The organism is Kordiimonas sp. UBA4487, assembly GCF_002389025.1.
In the GTDB taxonomy this organism is placed as follows: domain Bacteria; phylum Pseudomonadota; class Alphaproteobacteria; order Sphingomonadales; family Kordiimonadaceae; genus Kordiimonas; species Kordiimonas lacus.
On sequence record NZ_DGNR01000004.1, the window covers coordinates 179,537 to 198,024 of the forward strand.

Below are 18,488 nucleotides of genomic sequence, written 5' to 3' on the forward strand. Positions count from 1 at the left end.
ATCATTCGTCAAACCTAACGAAAGGTTCATTTTTAAATTTTTTCCACAGAAACGGGGACTTACTCGCCCCCATCTCCCTTGCATTCACTATGCCCCCAAAAGATCGGGCTGTCATCATCAAGATGACGCCGCGCAAGCATCAGCCCCCCTATTTGGGCATCAGCCTAAGCGGCCAACATTAAGGGCAAATGAACAAACACCTCCCAAGCGCCCCCTAGAAAATGAAATCCGTGTCTGCGAGGTCAGCGACCGTCAGGCCCCTCAACAGCACACTGTCGCCGCCACCCAGGTCGATCAATACACCACCTTCGGTGTCCGTCGCAGCTGCCTGCACGCTGGCCAGATCGGTAAAGTCTGTCGTAGTGGCAGACAGGTCGAGCGTGTCATCACCCATGGTGAAGCCGTCAACCTGGTCTGCGCCATCGCCAGCCGCAAAGACCAGCATATCCAATCCGTCACCCGGCCGAAGCGTGTCATCGCCCGCGCCGCCTGTGAGTGTGTCGTTGCCGCCGCCGCCATAAAGCGTGTCACTGCCAGCGTCGCCCGCGACCACATCATCACCGGCGCCACCATAAAGCTCATCAGCGCCATCGCCACCTTCAATGAGATCATCTTCCGAGCCGCCAAAGATGATATCGTTACCGCCATCGCCATAAAGACTGTCGGCCCCGGTTTTACCGGCATAGATAACGTCATTGCCGCCACCGCCATGGATTTCATCATTGTTATCACCACCACCAAGGGCATCCCGGCCACCGCCGCCATAGATCAGGTCATTGCCGCCCCCCGACCAAAGCTGGTTCGCCGCAGTCTCGGTGCTGTTTTTGGATGCGCCCCCGATCAGTGTATCGTCACCGCTGCCGCCGAAGACTATGTCTGCCCCGGTACCCCCGACCAGTTTGTCGTTCCCAGCTCCGCCACCGATGATGTCTTTGCCTTCGCCGCCGTTCATCACGTCATCGCCGGTGTCGCCGGCGCCGGCCCAAAGCTGGTCATTGCCCCCACCACCCAGAAGCGTGTCAGCCCCATCGGCACCGCGCAGGGTATCATCATGGTCGCCCGCCTTCAGAAGGTCATTTCCCAGTCCTCCATCAAGCCGGTCATTGCCGTCACCGCCCTCAACCGTATCGTCGCCGTTGCCACCACTCAGCACGTCATCGCCTGTTTCGCCCAAAAGCCTTTCGGCATTGTCCGAACCGGAGAGCGTATCATCGGCTTCTGTTCCTGCGATTAACCGATCGATATAGGCATATTCACCGTTTTGGTCAGGCACCAGAATGCGGGCGGATATCTCAATGCCATTGGAGCCTCGGAGGTTCTGCCAGGCAACAGCTATGCTTCCATCAGCCAGGATGGCCGAATTCGGATACCGTTGATCACTTTCACCCGCCACATTGACCCGGAACTCGCCGTCAACGGGGTCACCGGATGCACTGAACTGCCGGGCAGCGATCGCCGCGCCGTCGCCGTCCACTTCTTGGTCGAAACTTCGCCAGACAACAACAAACCCGCCATCCTCCAGGCCAACAACCGAAGTACGAGCCTGGGAATTCTCGGTATTTTGCGCGACCGCGATTTCGTCAGAAACAGCATCGCCACTGGCGTCGAAAACGCGGGCTTTCACATCATGGTCTGCATACCCAAAGTTCCCTACGCCATCAGCAACACGGCTTTCCCAGACAACGACAAATCCGCCATCGGCCAGAGGAGCCACCGTTGGCACAACCTGCAATGTCTCAGTAATGTCATTTACCCGGCTCTCTCCTGTGACGGGATTGCCCTGCTGGTCAATCAGCCGCAAGGCAATGCCCCATTCATCTCTATTCACCGCAGGATCCAGTGATTGCCACACTACAGCGATAGAACCATCTTCGAGCTTGGTGGCGGCCGGAACTGCCTGACTGTTATCGGTGTGCTGGTTCACCAGGAAAATTTCAGATGTCGCCCCACCGTTTTCATCGAATGTGCGCCCAGCAATACCCCGGCCTGATCCATCAGCAAGGTCATCCGCCCACAGGACCATGAAGCCCCCATCATCCAGCGCCACCAGTACGGGCTGAACCTGTTGACCTTGCAGGTCGTCATGAACCACAAACTCCTCACCAAGACGCTCGCCTTCCAGGGAAAACCGCTGGGCATAGATATCGCCTTCTGTTTCATCGGAAGGCGATTTCCACACCACGACGAGCGAGCCATCTTGCAATTGCAAAACCTTGGCCTCGCGCTGCAATCCTTCCTTGATGGTATTGACCGCAATATCATCCCCAACCGGCTGGCCGTCTGCACCAAAGATACGAAGGGCAATCCCGCCGTTGTCATCATCAATATCCGGGTCATAGGATATCCAGACAACGGCCATACCACCATCTGCGAGAGCTGTTACCTTGGCACCGAAATGACTGCCGCTGGTCCCGCTATTTACCGTAAAATCGCCCAGCGGAAAGCCATCTGCTTCTGCGTCAGCTTCAGTGAATGCGAAGCCATCGTGCCTGGCCAGAAGTTGCTTTGTATATACCATATGTTCCTCATTACCCGGAAGCCGGGTTACATCTGTCGTAACTGTTTAAAAAATGAAATCCGTGTCTGCGAGGTCAGCGACCGTCAGGCCCGTCAACAGCAGACTGTCGCCGCCACCCAGGTCGATCAACACGCCTCCTTCGGTGTCCGTCGCAGCTGCCTGCACGCTGGCCACGACCTACGTCCGACCGCCACTGGTCGCCATCCGTGTTGGTGTTCACTACAATTTCGGAACCCACAATGAAGGTCGTGGCGCTTTTGCCCCCAAGCTGGCTGTCATTATTCCCCCATCGCCCAAAACGGGCCCTACTCGAATAAAACACCGAAGTTTCTAACGCGGCACAGGATTGCACGTCAACATAAACGTAGGAATGACACATTGTGATTTAAACACAAAAAAAGACGCCGCGAGATGCGGCGCCGAGGTTGCTCTAGAGGGAATGAGGATTGGCTTTCGCCTCTGGGCTTCACCTGGCCCTTAGAAAATCACGTCCATATAGTAGAGATCATAGGAGGTTACGCCCTCAAGGAAGATGCTGTCGCTGGCCGTGGTTTCGATCAGCAGGCCATATTCGCCGTCCACCCAGGTCTCGAAGCTATAGTAGTCGAGATCGTCAAAATTCTGGATATCCCAGACGCCGGAAAGCACAAGCGTGTCGTCCCAGATATTGAAATCCGTGATCGTGTCGTCGCCCTGGCCGTCCTTGAAGTAGAAATAGTCTTCACCGCTGCCGCCCGTGAGCACATCATTGCCCGCGCCGCCGAAGATATCGTCGTCGCCGTCGTCGCCCCAGATGGTATCCCAGCCGCTGCCGCCATAGATTTCGTCATGGCCGCTGTTGCCGGCGATCACATCGTCGCCTGAACCGCCAAAGATCACGTCGCTGCCCGCCCCGCCGAACAGGTCGTCATAGCCGCTAGATCCATAGATCCAGTCTTCGCCGTCACCGCCATAGACCAGGTCATCACCGCCGCTGGCGTATATGTCATCGTCGCCAGACCCACCATCAATGGTGTCATAGCCCCAGCCGCCGAAAATAATATCCCGGCCACCGGCGCCGAAGATGTCATCGTCACCGTCGCCACCGCCGATGATGTCGTTGGCGTTGCCGCCCACAGCCACGTCGTTGCCGCTACCGGCCCAGATGACATTGTCGGGATACGCATAGGGGTAGTAGGTGGCATACACATCAGCCGAGACTTCTTCGCCATAGTCATACCAGCCATTGTCATTGACTGCGCCGTCATCCCAGCCGCCACCGATCAGCGTGTCGTCGCCGGACCCGCCAATCAGCGTGTCGGCGCCTTCTGCTGTCGGGCCATCATAATCCACGGGCGCGAAGAAATTCTTGTCGCCGTACCAGTCGATATGCAGTGTCTGGCCGTCGGAAAACCCACCACCCACGATAAAGTCGTTGCCGGCGCCGCCGATCAGATAATCATCGCCTGAGCCGCCGACCATGAAATCATCGCCGCTGCCGCCCCGGAAGAAACTGTCGATGCCGGAGCCGTCAAATACAAAGTCGCCGTTAATTTCATTCACAAAGGTCATATGCTGTCCCCACTGGTTGCTGTCGTGGTGTTTGTTTCTTTGTGACTCCCTTATGGCTGATCGGCCCTGAACCGAAAATGAATGGCCCCTTCAGGAAAGGCGCAAAAAGGGGTGCCAGCCCAAAAAGCAAAAGGCACAGATGGGGGCCCACCTGTGCCTGTGTAGTCTCATCCGCCTGTCGTGATCCCGGCTTTTTCCTATAGACGCTTCGTCTTGGGAAAAGGTTCGCCGCCACCCCGCAAAAGCGTCAGCGGCGCTTGGGCTTCCGTTCTTCCGGCGTGCCGATGAAGCGCTCCACGTCCAGGATCCGCTCCAGCTCATCCACCATGCCGTCAAGCTGCGCGCGCTCTTCGATGCCGCGGCACCCGGTGTACCAGACCAGCTTTTTCGTGAGGTCCGCTGATTTCAGCTCCACCGTTACGGTTGGATGGTCGGTCGCCCAGGGCCGGCAGGTGTCGCGGGTGTAGGCATCATCAAAATCGCTGAAACCACGCATCTCGAACATGCTCAGCACCTCAAGGAAGCGGCCTGCGCTGTAGGTATCGTTGTGCTGGCCCTGCAGCTTGGTGAAGCGCCCACCGTGATAGGTAACACGGCCATCGCCCTGCAGCGTGATGTCATAAACCGGGCAGGCCCCGAAACAGGCTGTGCGGCTGAGGGTAACATAATCGGACGGGCTGATGTCCCGCACTGGCGTGCCGCCACCGCTACTGTCACCCGCGCAGCCTGCCATGGCAAAGGTTGTCGCCAGTACCGCCAGTAACTTTTTCATACGCCACCCCTTCCAGTTTGTTCGTCTCATCTTCGCCTTTTCAGGATTGGATGCAAGGCATGAATGAAGGCTGAACGGAATCTTGGGGGTGTTAACTGTTTCGTGATAGTTTGCCCCCCACAGTTGGAAAATCTTAATTCATACCACCGCAACCAACCTGGGCTGGCCATGCAGGACGACGCAGACAACACCCCGCCGATTGAGGACGCACCCCACGCCTCGGCCATCACCATGCCGGAGGTGAATGGCCCGCGTGTACTGGTGGTGGAAGACAACCCTGTGATGGGCCAGATTATCGCCAAGCTCCTGTCCGCCTTTCCGGTTCAGCATGACCGCGTCACGGACGGCTTGGAGGCCATCGATGCGGCACATGAGACAGACTATGCCCTGATCCTGATGGATATCCTGATGCCGAAAATGGGCGGTGTGCAGGCGACAAAGGAAATCCGGAAACTCAGCTCTCACTACGGGGGCATTCCCATTATCGCAGTGACCGCGCGCGTCTCGGAACGGGACATGGACCAGTATCTGGCTGAAGGCATGAGCGGGGTGGTGAAAAAGCCGATCAACCGGCTGAACCTGGCACAAGTGATGCTGGATCATCTGGGTATTGCCGAAAAGCAGACAGCCAATGAACCGGACAGCTACGAAGCAGCCGCTTTTGAAAATGACGGGCTGGATATTCTGAACTGGGAAACCCTGAATGAATACCGCGCTATTCTGAAAGACAAGTTCAAGCATTTCCTGAAGGACTATCTGGTGGCAGGCCCAGACCTTCTGGCAGCCATCGGACAGGCCATTGAGGCTGATGATGCCACCGCCTTGCAGTTCCACGCCCATAAATTCAAATCCACCAGCCAGGTGTTTGGCGCGGAAGTCGTGTCCGATATCGCAGCACAGCTGGAAATCATGGGCAAGAATGGCGACATCCGGGAAGCCATACCAGCATTCCATGACCTGCACATCGCCTTTGAGCGCGCCCAGCATGCACTGAAGAAGAAGCTGGTGCTATTGCAGAATATGTAGCCCCGCATTTTCAGGCTGTAAAAATACAATCGCTAAAATTTTCCCATTAACCTTTTAGATAGAATTGTCCGGCATACAGAGGCCAGGCAAAGATACGGCAGCATGGCTGCCACACCCTTCAGGCAATGTATTGAGTACGAAATGAGCGATCTTGCAGGAGCAATGTCAAAATGCCTGATGCCGCGCTGATGTCTGAAGAAGGCCACCTTTCCCGCCAGGGCCCAAATGCCCCCCTTCACGCGCTTGTGGTGGATGACATGCCCGTCATGGCAAAAATCCTGGGCCGTGCGCTGGATGAGATGGGCATCACATACGACCATGTCTGCAACGGCGAAGAAGCGCTGGAAGCCTTTGAGGCCGGCCGTTTTGACATGGTCTTCATGGATATCATGATGCCGAAGATGGGCGGCGTGGAAGCAGCCAGGCGGCTACGCGCGCTTGAACAGAGGGCGGGCAAGGCCCCCTTGCCGATCATCGCGGTAACCACGAAAATGTCCGGGCCGGAAAACGCCGTCTATATGGACGCAGGCATGACCGACTGCATCAAAAAGCCGGTCGACCGTGTGAGCCTGGAAGTGATGGTGAAACGCCACCTGACCGGCGAAGACGCAGACATTGAGATCAGCGACGAATATGAAGATGTCTCTGACGAAATGGAATTCGTCAACTGGGACACCTTCCGGGAATATGGCGAATTACTGAAGGGTGGGATGATCGGCCTGATCGAGGACTATCTGATCGCAGCCCCAAGCCTGATGGAAGAGCTGAGCAATGCCATTGAGGCGAAGGACTGCGCGCGCGTCCATATGTACGCCAGCCACTTCAAATCTGCGTCCGTGACCTTCGGCGCGGAAAAAGTGGCGCATCTGGCGGCCAAAATCGAAATTCGGTCCAGCAAGGAACGCACCGAAGGACTGAACCAGCTTTATTTCGATTTGCATATCGCCTATGAGCACACCCGTCAGGCGCTTTCGAAAAAGCTGATTATCTTGAAGAACTTCTGATCGCCCGCCCGCCACCGGTGGCTGACTGAATGTCTCGCCCGCACAAGGTTAACGCGCATTAAGCATGCTTGATAAGGCTTTGTTCACACCTTTTGCGGTATATTTACAACCATAAAAAACATATCACCACAGCCTGCCGGGTGGGGATTAACCCGAAGTAGAGTGATTGGCGTCCTCTGGTCCTGACGGCCACCCCACCCCGTTCTTTCTCCCTTACTGATAGCACCAAATGTTCCATGTTTGTTCTTTTTGATTGCATGTTACAGCTCATGATTGCTAGAGTGCATGCACCATATATTTGGGATGGGGGACAAAATGCGGGTCTGCGCACTTCTATTATTTTTCATGCAATGGGTCTTCGCTGGCTTTGCTCCGGCGGAGACGACGGACAATGGTATCCCTGAAGATTATGTTCAGGACGCTTACATGCTTGGCCCCTCCATCTACCGCGGGTTGCGGTTTCAAATTCGGGAAATGGATGCAGCAGCGCTTATTGACATACTGAGCAAGAATGATCGCCGGATAATTGCTTCCCGGCCTGAGCATTTGAGTGACCCTGGCAAACTCACCATTGAGAAGCGAATGCCCGATGGCAGCTTCCAACATGTGTCCACCATCCTGCCGCCGATCATCGAAAAACCACGCCTTCTGCCCCATCAGGTCTACAACAGGCCGGGGCTTGAGCAGGCGATCAAAGAACTGATCGACTTTGGCATCGAAGCACCGACAGAGCCTGACGTTGCCGCTTCTTTGGCGGATATTTTCCTTGCAGGACCGGAAGAAGGCGTCGAAATCGCGAAGGCCTTGCGCGCAGGACGGATCAAACACCCCTACGGCAATACGTATGCGATGGAATGGATGGTGGATATCGGCCGCTTCTCAAAGGACTATTCAGATATCGGAACGACGATTGCCTGGCTTCTTGACCCATCGTTCCGAAACCTCCGTGTTAAGGAACAGGCCCCCCTTCCCCCTCGCAATGGGGAGCTTGGGTTTGCCAATACATTTCTTGCTCTGCTGCAGAGCCAAAAGGATGTCAAAAGGCGGGACCTGCTCTATTGCCGGCTTAAGCAGAACCGGAATCATCCTGTCCCGGAAAGGCGCGAAGAACTGATGTTCATAACACTTTCGCGCATGGCTGAGTGGGGCGATACCTACCCGAAAAAAGACTTTGCGGCCATCAGTGACCAGATGGGTTTCTTCCGCAGGCTGACAGTCAGTATCAGCTACCGGAATGATGAAACGCCGGTTATGGCCGCGGACTTGTCCATAGGGGAAATAGACATCAACCAATGCCCCTTCCTGAACACCTACAGCTTCCGCTAATATGCTTGATGCGCCTACTCTCCTGGGCCGAAAAGAACATTGTCCCGTTGACCGCGTACATCGCGTAAATGTCTATATTCTTCGGTATATAAAATCGGCTGCTTGGAAAACAGGGTTCTGTGCAGACTAAGCAGATCCACCCAAATTGCTTCATAGTCATCGTCGGGGATCGGGCACTTGAGCGCATGCATGGCCTCAAGCAGACGGACCTGTTCGGGCCAGATTTCCTCAAGCTCCGCAAAACCATTGTAGAAACCGACCCACAATTGGATATGCAAATCGATCAGTCGGTACCATTCCGGCAATTCGATTGTATTCTGCAGCGCGTTGGAAAAAGTCTTTTGGGTATCATACCAAAGTGACGCCAGATCGAGGGCTTTCAAAACGCCAGCTGCGGTTTCCTTGCCAGCACTTTCCAAAAACCTGATTGCAGCATCCGGTGCATCCGCACCAGTTGCAACGGTACCGACAATTTCACCCAAGGTCTTGTTACCGCGCAGGATATCATAAAGCGTTCTCGCGGTATCCGCCCCCGGCGTGTTGTGTGTCCCGATCTCGAGATTTTCCAAGGTTCGGGCATCCCTTGCCCGCCCCATCAAAACTCGCGTCTCGTAAGCTTTGGCATACAGCGGAAAAATCGCACGCAACGCCTCATGAATTTTCACAAGCCGCCAGAAAACAGCCTCCCATTTTCGTTGTAACTCTGTGCAGGCCAATTGCCGCGCCTTCGTCTTCTGCTCCATGGTCAGGCGGTCTTGGCCGAAACACTGCATCAGCTCTTTTGCTTGCTTCTCATCAGGCTTATCGGACAACAGGCTGGTGGCAATGGCCGCCGAACAGGTCGCCAACACAGGCTTTGATGGCCGCTTCTTCAGGCCGACCAGTTCAAGCTGCTCAAGCGTCACGTCTTTCGCCTGTTTCAAAATTGGCCAAGACTTGCTGGTTTTGAAAATCAAGCCGTGACCAGCGACTGTCTGCCATCCGGCGAGCGGCAGATCATTCTGCAACAGCCGCAAAAAGGGTTTGGGCGGAAGGGTGGTCAGTTTGGCGGTGACAGGATCAACAAACTGCGCCGCCTGGAAGCCCAGCCGCACCATGAACCGGCCATCGGCGGTAACTGTAACGTCAGCAATACCAAGCCCCAGTTGCCGCACAAACGCGGCCCGACGAAGCGACCGCTTCAGCGCCTCGAATTCCAAGTCCGGCAAGCTATGGTCCTCGCGCTTCCACGGGTCAGCCACCCCGGTATTCGCCGGCACATAAAGATAGGCCGTCTGCTTCCAGGCTTTGGCTTTTTGGTAGGCTGGCGGAACCGCCGCAGCGAGGGCCTTGAACCCCGCTCCGGCCGGTGACAGGGCAGCCCCCCGGACCAAGCCTTTTGCCGTCAAGAACTGGTCAATAACCTTCCCCAGGCTGACATGATACTGACCGTTTATAGTGCCTGAAAAAAGCCCCGCTTTTCGGAGCGCCAACTGTACCAGCGCCACATCGGGCCTGGCATTCCGGCCACCCGGCCCCACGCTTGAGGATATCGCAAATCCCTGCACAGGCTATTTCCACTTCTCGCGGCTGACGCCTTTCAGCTTCTCAACCGTCCGGAGACCACCAAGGCCGAGCATCGACAGCAATACCGTGACCAGTGTTTCACTGCCCGAAAGAGAGGGCGGTGCGGGCATATCGGGGAAGAAGGCAAGCCTGAGCCAAGCCAGAATATCCGCCGCCATGAAATGCCAGGCGAGTGCGAAGCCACACATCCAGCCAATGAAAGGCCGCCAGCCTGCCACGAAAATGCTGGGGTGCTGGGCTTCTGCCTTATTGATCTGCATCTGGCCAAGGCCGGATTTCAGGATCGCCATCTCAAGCTCATGGGTAAAGCGCTGCTTCTCGTTCTTGTCCGGCACCAGCTTGTCCAAAGGGCCTTTGACAATATCCAGCAGCGTATCGATCACGGGCAATCCCATGCGATCCTCCATCACTTAAGTTTTCAAGGGTTAACGCGGTGCGTCAGGTCCAGCTGGCGGGCTCGGGGTTCGGGCCATAGCGGCGATAGTCATCCAGATATTTCTGTGCTGTCGCCGCGCCCAACTCGGTATTCCAATATTGTTTGGCATAGGCGGCCAGGCCCTCATCATTGGTGACAGCCGGCAGGCTTTCCGGCACGCGCCAATAGATCATACGCGCGACGGCACAGGCATATTTGTCGTCATTTTCAAGCGCTTCCAACCTGTCCAGCCCTTCGGGCAGATAGGCATCCACAAGCGCCTGCTTGTCAGGGCGGTAGGCCAGATAGTTGGTATAAAGGTCATCAAGCGTGTTGGGCTCGATCTGGAAATAGGAAAGCGCGGGGCCACCCACCTGCGCACGATAGCGGAACCCCATGCTTTCATGGCAGGCCGTCATCATCAGGATTTTCCCGGCCGCTGCGCCGTCCATGGCCATGTCTTTAAGCACCGGCTTGATGACATCCTTCAGGAAGTCGTCCGCATTGGTTTCCGGTTCGGCCATGGCTCACCTCCGCTAATTCTTAAGCTGTAAAAATATACTATCAGTTGCATATTTTCCAGCCGCTTATTCGGCGGCCTGCAGCATACCGGCATCAATGCCGACTATCCCGTTCACCGCCCGCACACCATGCGCGTCCCGGAACAGGGTTTCCACATTGCCCCTGCCCGCGCCCAGGCGCCGGTGGGACACATGGATGTGACTTTGCCTGACGCCCGACCGCCCCTGCCTGTGAACCAGACGGAACTGGTCGAACGGCAGGTCGCTTTGCGCCGCCAGGGTAAAGGCAGCATCAAAACTGTCCATGCATTCAACGATAAAGTCAGCCGCTTCGCCAAACAGATGCTGGCTGTCGCGCGCGCCGCCCATCAGCCGGTTCAGCGTTTCACTGCGGAAGCCTGATACAATCCGGACCCGCCGTCCAAGCCGCGCCTGCATGGGCTCCAGCACGCGGGCACACAACGCCTTCAGGTTCGCCACCTGTGCCACATCGCGCGGCACGTTGGGCAGGCCCAAACTTGAAGCCGCGTGACTGCGGGTGAAATACGGCAGGCGAAACGTGTCGGACAGAGGCATGCGCGGGTGAATACCGACAGTCATCAGAACCACCCCAGCTTGTCTGTCACCAGAAACACCAGAAGGCCGCCAAGCTGCGTGAGGGCCAGCAGCAGAAGCTTCACCACAAGGCCCCAGCGGCGGCCGCATTCGGCCTCGTGACGCTCAATGCGGTCCAGCGCCAGCGTGGCTTTCAGAAGCGCCGCGTTGGCGGTTTCGCTGCCGTCCTGCATCAGGGGGCGGGTGGCACCGGTATGATATTCTTTCTTGAAAGGCTGTGCCGTCATCAAAGTGCTCCCACAAATGTGGCAAGCAGAAGCCCGCCCATGAGGGACACCAGAACGGCCATGAAGCGCTTTTTCTCAAGCGCGTGCCAGCGCCAGAAATCGAAGGACTTCAACGGCGGCAGGGCAAAAGTGCCGTCCCATTCGGTGGAGGCGCGCTCCGCCCCCATGCCCCAAAACAGGCCCACGAGGAAGATGGTCCACTGAAGCGACACCAGCGCCGCCCAGATATCGACAAGACCCACGCCGCTACCCGCGGCAATCAGGCCCAAAGGCAGCACCACAAGCTGTTGCAGCACAAGCGCAAGCGCCCCGCGCTTCAGTGCCGGGCGGGTATAAAAAAAGCGGCCGATGGATGAGACCATGGCCGCGCCAAATTTCCTGCCCGTTCTCGATAGGACGCGCAAAAGCGCCCCCGCCCATATCCGGGCGCGTTTCAATAGTGTCATGATACTTCCTAAGTGTTTACTCGGCGCCGATCAGCGCCCTGATTTCCACACCAGCTGCCTGCCGGTGTGCGGCCCGGATCGCCTTTTCAACTTCCTGACGTGCAACCTGATCCCAAATCGCCAGAACCTCTGCCACGGCTTCACTTGCGGCCGGGTCAATCGGACCGCGATGAATCCAAGTCTCTTCATCATCCGAATATTGATACAGCTGCCCATCATGGCGGATCAGTTCGCCAGCGGAACCGGGGGTGGCCGGAATACTTGAGGCATCGGAGAAAGTCGGCGCCGTAAGATCTGCCAACTCGATAACAACAGAACTGGACGCCAGAGGGTCCTGCAGGGCCTGCCCCCCTGCGTCACATACCTGGGCTGTCAGGAAAAACCGGTACTGATTGTGCGCCTTGTCTGTCGGGCTTTCCGCAACCTTGACCCGCACCAGGGTGCCACTGGCAGCCTGATAGACCCGGTAGGCCGGATCAAGCCCGGCGATCTCAATGATATTCATGTCTGCATCCTTACGGTATCTGATAATTCGGGTCGTAGGTGCCGCCCCCGCCACCGGCGCCACCGGTGTAGCCATAGGTGGTGCCGCTGCCGCTGGGCACGGTGACATAGCCCAGGTAAATGGCATTCTCGGGTATTGATGTGCGGTTGGATTTGGTGATGTAGGTGATTTCTGCATCAATGCTGTTCAAATAGGGGTCCACCAAATAAACGTGCCAGCTTGTCCCACCTGACTTGTAGATATATGCGGTGCTATAGCTAACGGAGTGGGCATCATCCTGATGGATGCTGAAACTCAGCACCTTGATGCGGGGACTGCCGCTGTTCCATTCACCCCGCAAAGGCTGAGATGGATCGATGGTGATCACACCCGCCTGCACCTGTGTCGGCAGATCGCCGCCGCCTGTAAGTTCGCCCGGAATTGCCAGGCTGTCGATCCCACTCATCGCAACTGGTTCAGGGAAAATACCCGCAGAAACGAACTTCCTGCGCTGCCGGTTCACCCAGCCTATGATGTAAAAATCGTTATCGAACGGAATGTTCCGCCAACCAAAATTCGCGCTATAGAATTCAAGCTGACTGGCACTTGGAAGGGGACGCCGAACCACACCTATGTGGGTATTGGTGGCCTGATCATGGACAAAGCGTCTCCCCCCCGACGCATCCAGCACCAGCATATGGTATCCATTCGTGGCATTCCCTGCGTAACAGGTGCTTTCACCTAGCCCAGTCGTGCCTCCGAATTCGAATTTGACGCCATTGCCCTTATAGAAAACTGCTTTCTGGGTCCGATCGGGATACAGCCCCGTGGCGCCATCGACGCCGAAGAAACGGATACGGGTATTATTGTAGCTGCCGTTGCTGTGTTCATTGATAGCCAGCGCGACAGACATGCGCCCGGATACGCTGTTCCAGACGGCCGTTGTACCCAGCCCCGCGTCATCTACAAGCTGGCTGGTGCTGGTCAGCATGTTGCCGACCGCCTCCCAGATCACGCCATTGAAGCCGTAAAGAATATTGTCGTTGGTGTCGTACCACAGGTCACCCACCTTGCCCGAAGATGGTGCCGAATTCTGGTAGATCACCGTGTTGGAACTCGCAGCTTCTTCCCAAGCGCCAGAGGCCAGAACATAGAGTTTCACCTCACTGGTATCGAACCAGAAAGACCCTTCCGGCAGGTCTGCCGTTGATGGCGCCGTGCTGGCGCGCAGCACCTCAACACCCGACGTCACCGACGCCAGCTTGGTCCAATAGGTGGTGTTGGTGGGCGGGACACCTGAAATTTCATAGTCCCACTTCATCCAATAGCTGAAGCCCATATATTCCACCACATCGCCCTTTTCATAGCCGACGCCGGCTTGATAGTCGCCGCGATGTCGGTTGCGCGTTGCGTTGTCATCAATGCCCGAAAGCTTGGAAATCGTTGGGTTGATATAGATTGTATCAACAAGCTCATCTGACTGTTGCCCGCGCTGGGTCCAGTAAACCAGCCGCACGTCATAGCTTTTGTCATCTGCAAGACCGGAGATACGGTAGCTGGTAACGTCCCGCGCCAGATACGCCTGATTGGTATATTCGCCGTCGTCACTGTGATCCAGCAAATCGCCGCCGTCGTGATTATGTTCGGCAGGCACGGCCCCGATGTGTTCGCGCCAGCTGATCTCTATCCGGTCAATTCCCACCGTTGCATCGGGGGCTTGCCATGACATCTCCAGCCCGGTGATCACGCTGCCGTCCGATTTGGTGTCATGGGTTTCAACATGCGCAAGACCCGATATTGCCGGTGGGTCCAGCCACAGGTTGGCAATGTCCATGCTGTTGTCGAGTGGTTCGTCCGTGCGTGCGTCCGGGTTATAGACGCTGTCCTCATATTTCAGAAGGTCGACCGAGACCTCAAGCGTTGGCGATATCTGGACTTTCTCGACAATGAAGAAGCTTTCTGTCTCATTTTCGGGATCAACAACAAACCCCTTCTCAGGATAGTCGATGCTGATCACATCGCCGGGCTCCAGCAGCATGGCGTGGGGCGCCAGCCGCATACCCTGGATCTGATAGGCCACCCGGCTTTTACGCACCAGATATTCGGCATAGGCCTGGGCGCGGTAGAAATCCGTGATGGTTTTCACAGGCTTGTTTGTATGCAGGTCCTGGCCGCCGTCTTCTATCAGGAAGTTGGCGTGTGTCTGGCTGCCCTTCTCGGGCCAGGAAACGGTATCACCCTCGAAATTCTTGTTTTCATTCTGGAACTCGACCGTGATCCGGTTCAAGCGGCCATCCCGGTTGCCGCGATGGCTGGTCCAGTCACCGATGATGCTGTTTTTGTCAAAACTGGCGACCGCTGTGGTGGTCTGGTCTTCCAGCACCAGCCGGTGGCGCCCGTTGGACCAGCTAAGCGCCCAGCCGAACCCTTCCAGAAGCAGCTTCAGGTTTTCCACCACGCCATTCTTGGGGTCCAGAACCGCAGCCCCATGCCAGCGCGGCTGGGTGGTCCCCACCTGACGGGGGCGGAATGTGGGATAATATTGGCCATTGCCAATCTGGATGAACTCGCCCAGCTCTCGGTCCCACCAGCCATAGATGGTGCCGCCGGTCTCATTCTTGAGCCGCGGCGGAATGGCCATCGTCTGGTCGCACTGGTCGGCCGCTGTCATGAAGCTTTCAAAGTCGATCTCGCTCGGCGCTGCCGCGAAACCATAGGAAGCCTGCAAGTAATCCAGCACCAGAAGCGCCCGGTTCTCGCTATAGGTCCAGGTTGACTTGTCAGCCAGCTGCTGGGTCCCGCTGCCGCCGGGCTGGTCATTGTCCTGCCTGGGGTCATAAACCCGCAGGCCCTTGATTTCGGCTTTTACTTCAGGCTCCGCCGTGAACTGCGGCTTGCTGGAGGAGTTATAGAAGCGCGACCATGTGTAGGCCACGCCAGCGCCCCTGTGACTGGATGTCCAGCGGCTGGAAGCGGCGGAAAGCGCCGTCATCGCGGCCTGGCTGTCGCTGCCATAGTTGCTCAGCGCCCGAAAATAGGGACGCTTCTTGAAGCGCGCTGCGGTCGCGGCGTCGCCGTCCAGCCAGAATTTCTCAATGCCGGAAATCTCTCCCTGCCCCCACACGTCAACCCGGTGCAGGAAGTCATAGTTATCGCGCGTTTCCTCATATTTGCTGCCCGACAGGGAGATGAAACTGTGGTCATAGGCGTATGACCCTTCGGGCGCGTTACTTTGGGATACGGTCTTGAACACCTTCACAGGCGTGATGCGCCTGCGACCATAGATGATCGGCAGGCCGGCAGCCGCCGATGCCTTTGACACTTGGATGCGTTGGCTGGGACCGGAACTGAGCCCCAAAAGCCCGCCAATGAACGAAAACAATCCCATTATGCCTTGCCTCCCCAACCCAGGTTGGTGCGCTCTTCGTGGGCGAATTCGAAGAATTTGTCGCCCGCGTAATTCTGTGTCTGATTGTCGTTGCTGGTGACCCGCCCCGCTGTCAGGTCTGGCTTCGACCAGGGGCTTGTGATCTTGACAGTCACAGCAGAGGACCTGTCGCTTTCGTGCTGGCTCCAGCTGTGGAAGGTGCCTTTATAGAGGCTGATCACCTCCGTTTCGTCCAGGGCGCCATCGGCGGCTGGGAAGGCCAGATAGATGGTACAGTCCCGTCCGGTCCAGTTACCCGCGCCCAGCACAGCGGGGATATATCCGTCTACGCCCGTCAGGGTGACATTGTAGCTTTGCAGCTTGATGCCGCGTTCGCGCACAATGGGCGACAGGGTCAGGATATCGCCCTGGCTCCTATATGTCTGGCCGCTGAAGCTGAGGTCCCTGTCGAAATCGGTCAGAAACAGGGTACCCGCCACATCCACCAGCCAGGCGAAACGAAAGGCTTCCGAAGACAGTTTTGTCTGGATGCTGTTTGGGGCATCAATCATCACGCAACCCTTTCGATCAGGTCAATTTCAAGGCGGATCAGGCCGGACCGGCCCAATGTGACAAGCTGCACCGCGTTCTTGAGCGAACAACGCATCACCGGCGCACTGGCGGCAACAGTGCCAGCAACCAAAGCTTCCGGCGCGACCGTGACAGCCGGATCAACAGCCGTGATCCGGTATAGCTTGTCGTTATCGTCCGATGGATTGGCGGCATCGATGTTGGCAAAGTTGCCCACCTTCAATCCGGGTGTTCCGGCCATATCATTCGGCAACCGCACCCGGAAAATATTGTTCTGGCCTTGCTGTTCCTCCAGGAACGCGATGATGGGGGCTGCCTGGTCGCGCCGCATGGGCGGATAGACAAGCGTGATCTCAAAATAGTGCCCGCCATACTTGCGGCTGATGATCTTGCCGCTGATGGCCATGCTTGATTGCGTACGGTAATTTGACCGGATGCGGTACGACACCGGCGCCGGGGAAGTCGGCAGATAAAGGCTGGGCATAGATGCGTCCTTGAAGGGAGGAACAGGCGTTAGTCGAACGGTGCGGCCAGCGCGTGGTCGGCGAAGATGTCGCGGATCATGCTTTCAAGCGCACCGCGGTTCTTCTCAACGCTGTCGGCGGGTGCGTTGCCGTTGATGGTCAGGTTGACGCTGGGGCTGTTGGTGACGGTATTTTCGCGGCTATTCACTGTGGTCTGTGGGCTTTTCAGGTAGCTGGAAAGGTCCCGGTTCAGGCGCTTGTCCACCACCCGTTCGCCCTTCTCCAGAAGGTAGGTGCCGGTGCTGGGCACTTTGTCGAGGCCGTCATGCGCCTGGCCCTTGATGGCGGAAATCTGCTTGGCACCCGTGGCTGCCACAAGGGCGGCCTGCGCAATGTTCAGCGGCCATGGCGGCCCGTTTGGCGGGCCGGAAAAGGCAGAGGAAATCCCCTTCGCCGTGTCGATCACCACTGCGGCAATCGCCATCGCCTTGTGAACAGCCGCCAGTTTCTTCGACCCCGCGACTGCGTTGGCAAGCTTGGAAGCCCAAACTTTCTTGTCACTTTCAACCCGCTTCTGGCCTTCTTCCTGCTCGGTCTGTGTGCGCTTTTTCTCGCCCTCATCCAGGTCACCGCCGCCCAGGGCGCCGGCGGTGGCACCGCCTGAAGCCCCGGCAGCCAACCCACCAACGCCCGGGCTGGCAGATGGGTCCTCCCCGCCACCAAAAAGACTGGTGAGGCCGCCCCCCAAACTTTCAAACAGGCTGGTCAGCAAGTCAGGCAGCAGGGTTTCGAACGGGTTGGTACCGGTGTCTGACGTGGGCAGCGAGGTGCCGCTGTCCGTGCCACCAGCGAGCGACACGACGGCGCCCCCTCCTGACCCCACAAGGGTCGCCAGCGATTGCCCAAGGGTTACCAGCGACTGGCCGGCCTGCCCGATGGGCTGGGCCAGCGCAGTCAACTGATCGGCCAGTGTCGGCGCGGCTGCGGTTTGATTTTCTGTCATGGGTGGTCATACCTTTCTGCAAGCGCGAGCAGGCGCTCCCGCGTCATGGGGGCTGCGCGGCTGTCGCGGGCTGCGCCCGTGTCGGGATTGATGCCGTGGGCCCGCTGCCAGCCCCGAAGCCGCAGCTTCAGTTCAGGCAAGGTCTGGCGGCATGTCTGGCGTGGTGACTGGCCCAGCATGGCGCCAAGCTCAATCAGCCCAGGCCAGTCAATGCCGGCTTCTATGCCGTCCTGCCCGCTGCCGGCTTTCCCATGGTTTGCGCGTCTCCTGGCTGGTCCCTGTCAGGCTGCAGCGTGGCCTCCAGGCAGCTCGAAATAGCGGTCGCGCCATCTGCCAGCCCCGCCTGCACAAGCTTTTCCGCGGCCTTGCGGCAGGCCGCGTCGTCGCCAAAATCGCCGCCTGTCATGGCCAGATACAGCGCAGCCATATCCTTCAGGCGAAACTCCGGCAATCGGGTTGAAAGAAAAGGCACCAGACCCATGCCGAAATGGTCTTCCAGGTCCATCATGGTGCCGATATCAAGGCGCAGGCGCACGGTTCGTGCACCCACGCGGAGGCTGGCTTCGCCACAGATTTTCTTCGCCATTGATAT

The 18,488-nt window shown here is 57.4% G+C and carries 20 protein-coding genes; 3 read left to right on the top strand and 17 right to left on the bottom strand.

All coding sequences use genetic code 11. The features are described 5' to 3' along the window. Positions 1-214 precede the first annotated feature (214 nt). From B3Z17_RS04505 to B3Z17_RS04520, 4 genes are all read right to left on the bottom strand, one after another. Positions 215-2,518 carry a calcium-binding protein gene (locus B3Z17_RS04505; RefSeq protein WP_286828724.1) on the bottom strand — a complete coding sequence of 768 codons (2,304 nt, stop codon included), beginning with the start codon at positions 2,516-2,518 and terminating at the stop codon, positions 215-217. A gap of 45 nt (positions 2,519-2,563) precedes the next feature. Beyond that, positions 2,564-2,692, bottom strand: coding sequence for a hypothetical protein (locus B3Z17_RS04510; RefSeq protein WP_277620375.1), 129 nt, complete (start codon positions 2,690-2,692; stop codon positions 2,564-2,566). Between the two features lie 303 nt (positions 2,693-2,995). Further along, positions 2,996-4,069 (bottom strand): calcium-binding protein, encoded by a 1,074-nt coding sequence (locus tag B3Z17_RS04515; RefSeq protein WP_286828725.1) that lies wholly within the window; start codon positions 4,067-4,069, stop codon positions 2,996-2,998. 247 nt (positions 4,070-4,316) lie between these two features. Beyond that, positions 4,317-4,841 (bottom strand): DUF6438 domain-containing protein, encoded by a 525-nt coding sequence (locus B3Z17_RS04520; protein WP_286828726.1) that lies wholly within the window; start codon positions 4,839-4,841, stop codon positions 4,317-4,319. 168 nt (positions 4,842-5,009) lie between these two features. Between B3Z17_RS04520 and B3Z17_RS04525 the strand changes: the two genes are divergently transcribed. From B3Z17_RS04525 to B3Z17_RS04535, 3 genes are all read left to right on the top strand, one after another. Beyond that, positions 5,010-5,867, top strand: coding sequence for an Hpt domain-containing response regulator (locus B3Z17_RS04525; RefSeq protein WP_286828727.1), 858 nt, complete (start codon positions 5,010-5,012; stop codon positions 5,865-5,867). A 170-nt stretch (positions 5,868-6,037) separates the two neighbouring features. Then, positions 6,038-6,871 (top strand): response regulator, encoded by an 834-nt coding sequence (locus tag B3Z17_RS04530; RefSeq protein ID WP_286828728.1) that lies wholly within the window; start codon positions 6,038-6,040, stop codon positions 6,869-6,871. 426 nt (positions 6,872-7,297) lie between these two features. Further along, a complete protein-coding gene (locus B3Z17_RS04535; RefSeq protein WP_286828729.1) occupies positions 7,298-8,197 on the top strand; it encodes a hypothetical protein in 900 nt (299 codons plus the stop codon). Between the two features lie 14 nt (positions 8,198-8,211). Here B3Z17_RS04535 and B3Z17_RS04540 read toward each other — a convergent pair whose 3' ends face one another. From B3Z17_RS04540 to B3Z17_RS04600, 13 genes are all read right to left on the bottom strand, one after another. After that, positions 8,212-9,351, bottom strand: coding sequence for a hypothetical protein (locus tag B3Z17_RS04540; protein ID WP_286828730.1), 1,140 nt, complete (start codon positions 9,349-9,351; stop codon positions 8,212-8,214). Between the two features lie 396 nt (positions 9,352-9,747). After that, entirely contained in the window at positions 9,748-10,158 is a 411-nt protein-coding gene (locus B3Z17_RS04545; RefSeq protein ID WP_286828731.1) for a 3TM-type holin, read from the bottom strand. A 43-nt stretch (positions 10,159-10,201) separates the two neighbouring features. Next, positions 10,202-10,702 (bottom strand): hypothetical protein, encoded by a 501-nt coding sequence (locus tag B3Z17_RS04550; protein ID WP_286828732.1) that lies wholly within the window; start codon positions 10,700-10,702, stop codon positions 10,202-10,204. 63 nt (positions 10,703-10,765) lie between these two features. Then, complete coding sequence (locus B3Z17_RS04555) at positions 10,766-11,299, bottom strand: D-Ala-D-Ala carboxypeptidase family metallohydrolase (protein ID WP_286828733.1); 534 nt, start codon at positions 11,297-11,299, stop codon at positions 10,766-10,768. After that, positions 11,299-11,541 (bottom strand): hypothetical protein, encoded by a 243-nt coding sequence (locus tag B3Z17_RS04560; RefSeq protein ID WP_286828734.1) that lies wholly within the window; start codon positions 11,539-11,541, stop codon positions 11,299-11,301. The genes B3Z17_RS04555 and B3Z17_RS04560 overlap by 1 nt, the downstream gene beginning before the upstream one ends. After that, the gene (locus B3Z17_RS04565; RefSeq protein WP_286828735.1) at positions 11,541-11,987 is read right to left on the bottom strand and encodes a hypothetical protein; all 447 of its coding nucleotides are present in this window, start codon (positions 11,985-11,987) and stop codon (positions 11,541-11,543) included. The genes B3Z17_RS04560 and B3Z17_RS04565 overlap by 1 nt, the downstream gene beginning before the upstream one ends. A gap of 16 nt (positions 11,988-12,003) precedes the next feature. Next, positions 12,004-12,492, bottom strand: a complete 489-nt coding sequence (locus tag B3Z17_RS04570) for a hypothetical protein (protein WP_286828736.1) — start codon at positions 12,490-12,492, stop codon at positions 12,004-12,006. A 10-nt stretch (positions 12,493-12,502) separates the two neighbouring features. Beyond that, positions 12,503-15,859 carry a phage tail protein gene (locus B3Z17_RS04575; protein WP_286828737.1) on the bottom strand — a complete coding sequence of 1,119 codons (3,357 nt, stop codon included), beginning with the start codon at positions 15,857-15,859 and terminating at the stop codon, positions 12,503-12,505. Then, positions 15,859-16,410, bottom strand: coding sequence for a baseplate hub protein (locus B3Z17_RS04580; protein ID WP_286828738.1), 552 nt, complete (start codon positions 16,408-16,410; stop codon positions 15,859-15,861). Before B3Z17_RS04580 ends, B3Z17_RS04575 begins: the two co-directional genes overlap by 1 nt. Then, the gene (locus B3Z17_RS04585; protein ID WP_286828739.1) at positions 16,410-16,913 is read right to left on the bottom strand and encodes a hypothetical protein; all 504 of its coding nucleotides are present in this window, start codon (positions 16,911-16,913) and stop codon (positions 16,410-16,412) included. Before B3Z17_RS04585 ends, B3Z17_RS04580 begins: the two co-directional genes overlap by 1 nt. A gap of 29 nt (positions 16,914-16,942) precedes the next feature. Beyond that, the gene (locus B3Z17_RS04590) at positions 16,943-17,896 is read right to left on the bottom strand and encodes a hypothetical protein (protein ID WP_286828740.1); all 954 of its coding nucleotides are present in this window, start codon (positions 17,894-17,896) and stop codon (positions 16,943-16,945) included. Continuing rightward, positions 17,893-18,075, bottom strand: a complete 183-nt coding sequence (locus B3Z17_RS04595) for a hypothetical protein (RefSeq protein WP_286828741.1) — start codon at positions 18,073-18,075, stop codon at positions 17,893-17,895. Before B3Z17_RS04595 ends, B3Z17_RS04590 begins: the two co-directional genes overlap by 4 nt. A 41-nt stretch (positions 18,076-18,116) precedes the next feature. Beyond that, positions 18,117-18,482: a GTA-gp10 family protein gene (locus B3Z17_RS04600; protein ID WP_286828742.1), complete on the bottom strand. Its 366-nt coding sequence runs from the start codon at positions 18,480-18,482 to the stop codon at positions 18,117-18,119. Between the last annotated feature and the right edge of the window lie 6 nt (positions 18,483-18,488).

Excerpts from the sequence above, each read along its gene's own strand:
- B3Z17_RS04505 (WP_286828724.1), bottom strand. The coding sequence starts at position 2,518 with ATGGTATATACAAAGCAACTTCTGGCCAGGCACGATGGCTTCGCATTC.
- B3Z17_RS04515 (WP_286828725.1), bottom strand. The coding sequence starts at position 4,069 with ATGACCTTTGTGAATGAAATTAACGGCGACTTTGTATTTGACGGCTCC.
- B3Z17_RS04520 (WP_286828726.1), bottom strand. The coding sequence starts at position 4,841 with ATGAAAAAGTTACTGGCGGTACTGGCGACAACCTTTGCCATGGCAGGC.
- B3Z17_RS04525 (WP_286828727.1), top strand. The coding sequence starts at position 5,010 with ATGCAGGACGACGCAGACAACACCCCGCCGATTGAGGACGCACCCCAC.
- B3Z17_RS04530 (WP_286828728.1), top strand. The coding sequence starts at position 6,038 with ATGCCTGATGCCGCGCTGATGTCTGAAGAAGGCCACCTTTCCCGCCAG.
- B3Z17_RS04535 (WP_286828729.1), top strand. The coding sequence starts at position 7,298 with ATGCTTGGCCCCTCCATCTACCGCGGGTTGCGGTTTCAAATTCGGGAA.
- B3Z17_RS04545 (WP_286828731.1), bottom strand. The coding sequence starts at position 10,158 with ATGGGATTGCCCGTGATCGATACGCTGCTGGATATTGTCAAAGGCCCT.
- B3Z17_RS04550 (WP_286828732.1), bottom strand. The coding sequence starts at position 10,702 with ATGGCCGAACCGGAAACCAATGCGGACGACTTCCTGAAGGATGTCATC.
- B3Z17_RS04555 (WP_286828733.1), bottom strand. The coding sequence starts at position 11,299 with ATGACTGTCGGTATTCACCCGCGCATGCCTCTGTCCGACACGTTTCGC.
- B3Z17_RS04560 (WP_286828734.1), bottom strand. The coding sequence starts at position 11,541 with ATGACGGCACAGCCTTTCAAGAAAGAATATCATACCGGTGCCACCCGC.
- B3Z17_RS04565 (WP_286828735.1), bottom strand. The coding sequence starts at position 11,987 with ATGACACTATTGAAACGCGCCCGGATATGGGCGGGGGCGCTTTTGCGC.
- B3Z17_RS04570 (WP_286828736.1), bottom strand. The coding sequence starts at position 12,492 with ATGAATATCATTGAGATCGCCGGGCTTGATCCGGCCTACCGGGTCTAT.
- B3Z17_RS04575 (WP_286828737.1), bottom strand. The coding sequence starts at position 15,859 with ATGGGATTGTTTTCGTTCATTGGCGGGCTTTTGGGGCTCAGTTCCGGT.
- B3Z17_RS04580 (WP_286828738.1), bottom strand. The coding sequence starts at position 16,410 with ATGATTGATGCCCCAAACAGCATCCAGACAAAACTGTCTTCGGAAGCC.
- B3Z17_RS04585 (WP_286828739.1), bottom strand. The coding sequence starts at position 16,913 with ATGCCCAGCCTTTATCTGCCGACTTCCCCGGCGCCGGTGTCGTACCGC.
- B3Z17_RS04590 (WP_286828740.1), bottom strand. The coding sequence starts at position 17,896 with ATGACAGAAAATCAAACCGCAGCCGCGCCGACACTGGCCGATCAGTTG.
- B3Z17_RS04595 (WP_286828741.1), bottom strand. The coding sequence starts at position 18,075 with ATGCTGGGCCAGTCACCACGCCAGACATGCCGCCAGACCTTGCCTGAA.
- B3Z17_RS04600 (WP_286828742.1), bottom strand. The coding sequence starts at position 18,482 with ATGGCGAAGAAAATCTGTGGCGAAGCCAGCCTCCGCGTGGGTGCACGA.